At 44.3% G+C, this 4,776-nt stretch carries 2 protein-coding genes; both read right to left on the reverse strand.

What is annotated here, in order from left to right; genetic code table 11:
- Nucleotides 1–3,076, reverse strand: a 3,076-nt coding sequence (locus AC4II3_RS31335; protein WP_490723013.1) for an amino acid adenylation domain-containing protein, incomplete at its 3' end; no start/stop codon positions are given.
- Nucleotides 3,077–3,217: 141 nt separating this feature from the next.
- On the reverse strand, nt 3,218–4,776 hold a 1,559-nt coding region (locus AC4II3_RS31340; protein WP_488029785.1), incomplete at its 5' end, for a thioesterase domain-containing protein.

The following is a 4,776-nucleotide window of genomic DNA, read 5'->3' on the forward strand; positions in this document are numbered from 1 at the left end:
TGTATTCAGTCAGAAGAACCATTCCCTCCGATTCTTCCTCTAAGAGATAGAAAGTGAGGTCAAACTTAGAAATCTCAGGATCTACCTCGAAGGAAAATGCCTGCCATCCTAACTTGTCTTCGGTTACTAGAGGTGGATCGATTACCAAAGCCACCTGAAACAGAGGATTTTGCTGGACTTGATGGTCTATATTTTGGGATTCTACCACCTTCTGGAACGGCACATCTTGATGGGAGTAAGCTGATAAACAAACATTCCGGACTCGCTTTAACAGTTGGCAGAAACTCGGGTTACCGCTGAGGTCACTACGTAAGACCAAAGTATTGATAAAGTTACCAATTATCCCTTCTAACTCTGGTCTGGTGCGTTGAGAGATGGCAGTACCGAGAACAATATCCTCCTGATTTGAATAGCGATAAAGTAAAACCTTGATTGCTGTCGCGAAGGTCACAAATAAGGTAACACTTTCTTGGCGGCTAAGAGAAATGAGCTTTTCGATTAGGTCACATGAGAGTTGGTGACGAATAAATGAACCCGCAAAAGTGGTTTGGGGAGTGCGAGGACGGTCAGTGGGAAGTTTTAATTGAGGTAAGTTTTCTAGTTGTTTCTGCCAGTAGGCAAGCTGATGAGAAAGAACAACTCCAAGTAAGCGCTGACGTTGCCAAACCGCGAAATCAGCATACTGTATACTTAATTCTGGCAGAGGTGAGGGCAAACCTTGAGAGAATGCCGTATAAATAATTTCTAATTCTTGTACTATTTTGATAAATGATTCGCCATCTATCAGAAGATGATGAATAGCGAAGTAGAGTCGATAGCTGTCTGAAGTAAGCTGAATTAGAGTAGCTCGCAGTAGGGGTCCTCGATTGAGGTCAAATCTTTGACGAAGCTGTTCAGTGGCGATACGCAGTGCTTCTATTTCTCGTGGGGTTTCTGACCATTGCCGCAAATCGAATATTGGTAAAGTAAATGCAAATGGTGGCTGAATTTCCTGGCAGGGTTGACCGTTAACCAGTGGATAGGTAGTTCGCAGAATTTCGTGGCGGCGGATGAGTTCTGTTAGACTTTTTTCCAATGCAGGAATATCGATCTGTCCACCTAAATGAATGGTCAAGCTTTCATTGTAGACTGGTTCTTCTGGCGTTAACTGATTAAGAAACCACAGTTGTTCTTGGGCAAAAGATAAAGGAATGGTTTGCTCTCGTGAAATGGGTTGTAGGGGTGGTACAATAGTTAATGCCTCTTCCTGAAGAACCTCCTTGGCTAACTCAGCAACTGTGGGACACTCAAATAAGCGATTCAAGGGTAATTCTACTTGGAGGCGTGCGCGCACCAGCCCGATAATTTTGGTAGCTAATAGGGAATGACCACCATTATCAATAAAGTTGTCATGGATTCCGATGGGAGATATACCGAGAACTTCTGACCAGATTTGCGCTAGTTGCTGTTCCATTGCATCCCGGGGGGCAACAAAACGGGTTTCCTGAACTAAGTTTGAAGCCCCAAGAACAGGTAAAGCACGGCGATTAAGTTTACCACTAGGTGTCAAGGGTAAAGCTTCTAGCATCACAAAACTGCCAGGCACCATGTAGTCTGGTAACTTCTGTTTCAGAAAGTGGCGCAGTTCAACTGAAGTCAGGATTTTACCTTTTTGTGGGCAAACATAAGCAACTAAGCGCTTATCCCCTGCTTGGTCTTCTCGAACAATCACCGCAACCTGCCGCAGATCAGGGTGTTGGGCAAGTGCGGCTTCAATGTCTCCCAGTTCAATCCGCAATCCTCTAATCTTAACTTGATGGTCGAGACGACCAATATATTCAATGTTGCCATCAGGTAAGTAACGACCTAAATCACCAGTCTTATAGAGTCGGGTCCCTGGTTGATCACTAAAAGGGTTATCAATAAACTTCTGTGCCGTCAGCTCAGGGCGGTTGAGATAACCCATCCCTACCCCCACTCCGCCAATATGTATTTCTCCCGATTCACCGATGGGAACAGGTTGCAGCTCGGAGTCGAGGATATAAATCTGAGTATTGGCAATGGGGCGACCGATAGGAACACTGGTCCTATTGCCCTCTGGTTGACATTTCCAAAAGGTAACATCAATAGCTGCTTCCGTAGGACCGTAAAGATTATATAATTCTGCCTCCAGACGAGCAAAAAATCGCTGCTTGGTGGCAACGGGCAACACTTCCCCACTACAAATCACGCGCTTGATCGAGTTGCACTGGTCTAGGGTAGGCTCTTCCAGAAATATTTGCAGCATTGATGGGACAAAGTGCAATGTGGTAATCGATTCCTGGGTAATGAGGCGAACCAAATAAGCAGTGTCTTTATGACCATCTGGTCGAGCCACTATTAGTCTTGCCCCAGCTAACAATGGCCAGAAAAACTCCCAAATCGATACATCAAAACTAAATGGCGTCTTTTGAAGAACTCGATCTGAGCTGGTCAATTGATAAGTATCTTGCATCCAGAGCAAGCGATTGACAATTCCACGATGAGAGTTCATCGCTCCTTTCGGTTTTCCAGTCGAGCCTGATGTGTAGAGAGTATAAGCTAAATTTTCACTATTAACCGTGCTGAGTGGATTTTTCTGAGATTTTTGATCAAACTTTGACCAATCACTATCCAAGTAAATGAGACGAGCATGATTGTCAGGCAAGGCTGGGGCTGAGGTCTTACTCGTCAAAACCACCGACACTTGAGAATCAGACAACATATAGGCTAAACGTTCTTGAGGATAGCCTGGATCAAAGGGAATGTAAGCTCCCCCAGCCTTGAGAATGCCCAAGAGACTTATAACCATCTCTAGCGATCGCTCAAGGCAAATTCCTACTAATACGTTTGGACCTATCCCCAGATTCTGCAAGTAATGAGCTAGTTGATTGGCTTTTTGATTTAAACCTTCATAAGTTAGTTGGTTCCCCTCAAACACAACAGCTACAGAATTCGGAGTTCGTTCTACTTGCGCTTCAAACAACTGATGCAGACAAATATCCGGAGGGTAATCTACGGCAGTTTTGTTCCACTCTCTTAAAAAGTTATAATTTTCTTGATATTGAATCAATCCCATATCCCCTCGTTTTTATTTTTAAAATAGCAACATTATTGGGTTATTATAATGGAATTTAATTTTTTTTTATGATGCCTGTAAAAAATATTATCCAGTAATGATTTTAGCTGAATTATCGCCCCTCAGACTTTGTATACTTTTTCAGCAAACGCTAGCTAGACAAAATTTCAGCTTTTCAGCTAATACCTGAACGTGAGGTTCACCAAGCATGGTAGTATGGTTTCCAGGAACAGCCTCAACAGCAACTGGTTGGCTAGAAAACTGGTTCCATCCCCAAGTTGGATCCGTGGAAATTTCACCAAGCATTCCCAATTCATCCTGATAAACTTCCCTAGTTCGGAACAGGGTAATCCGACCTTGATAACCTCGTCGTGGGAGATAACTCATAACAGCCAATTCGTCAGCTTTAATCGTTTGAACAATCCCACGCACTCGTTCAATTCCTGAATTAGGTGGCAATAAATTCACGGTTTCCATCTGTTGTTTGAGATGGTTTAATTGGGCTAATGGAGTTAGAGGTTTGAGGGATTCATAAGAAATCTCTAGATTTTTCCCAGATAACATTTCGAGGATATGGGCAATATTAGTCAACCATCGGGCATCATCCCAATCTAGCTGTTTTGGAGCGCTACTAGGAAGTGGGGCGGGAAGGTCAAATAGGGCGAGTAGGGGGACGGTTTCTCCCAACTGTTGTAGTTGTTGTGCCATTTCAAAAGCAACCAGAACCCCAAAGGAATGACCTGCGAGGAAGTACGGACCAGAGGGTTGAAGGGATTGGATGGCTTGGAGGTAGTAAGCGGCTACCTCTTCAACACTACCAAAGGGTTCCGACACTCCATCTAAACTAGGGGGTTGTAAGGCGTAAAAAGGTTGGTCATTTCCCAGATGACGGGCGAGTTGATGAAAGTAGACCACATTGCCACCGGAACCAGGCATACAGAAAAACGGTGGGTGGTTTCCAAGGGGTTGAATGGCAACTAAGCCAGACCAAGACTGAGTATTAGTTTTTTGGCACAGTAGAATGGCTAATTGTTCTACGGTAGGTCCTTGGAAAAGGGCGGCTAAAGATAGATTTTTGCCAAATTGTTTCTCAATGTTAGCCATCAGACGCACTGCTAAAAGAGAATGACCACCGAGGTCAAAGAAGTTATCTCGGACTCCGATGGGGGAAACACCGAGAATCTCTGACCAAATTTGGGCTAGTTGTAATTCCACCGAGTCGCGGGGGGCAATAAAACTGCTTTCGGGAACCAAACTTGAAGCATCGGGCACAGGTAAGCCACGACGGTTGACTTTGCCGTTAGGAGTCAGGGGCATTGCTTCGAGAAGGACAAAAGCAGCAGGAATCATGTACTCGGGTAGCTTAGTCTTGAGGAAAGAACGCAAATCATTGATTGTGGTTTTTTCCTGATTGGGAACTAAATAAGCAACTAGACGTTTGTCTCCTGGAATTTCCTCGCGGGCAATGACTACAGCTTCTCGCACCTTGGAATGTTGGGCAAGTGTTGCTTCAATTTCTCCGAGTTCGATGCGGAAACCTCGGATTTCTACTTGATGATCAATACGTCCGATAAATTCTATATTTCCATCAGGTAAATAACGGCCTAAGTCACCGGTTTTGTAGAGGCGAGAACCTGGTTTATTGCTAAAGGGATTAGGGATAAACTTTTGCTCTGTTAATTCGGGACGGTTGAGATAGC

It is taken from the genome of Moorena sp. (assembly GCF_982860115.1).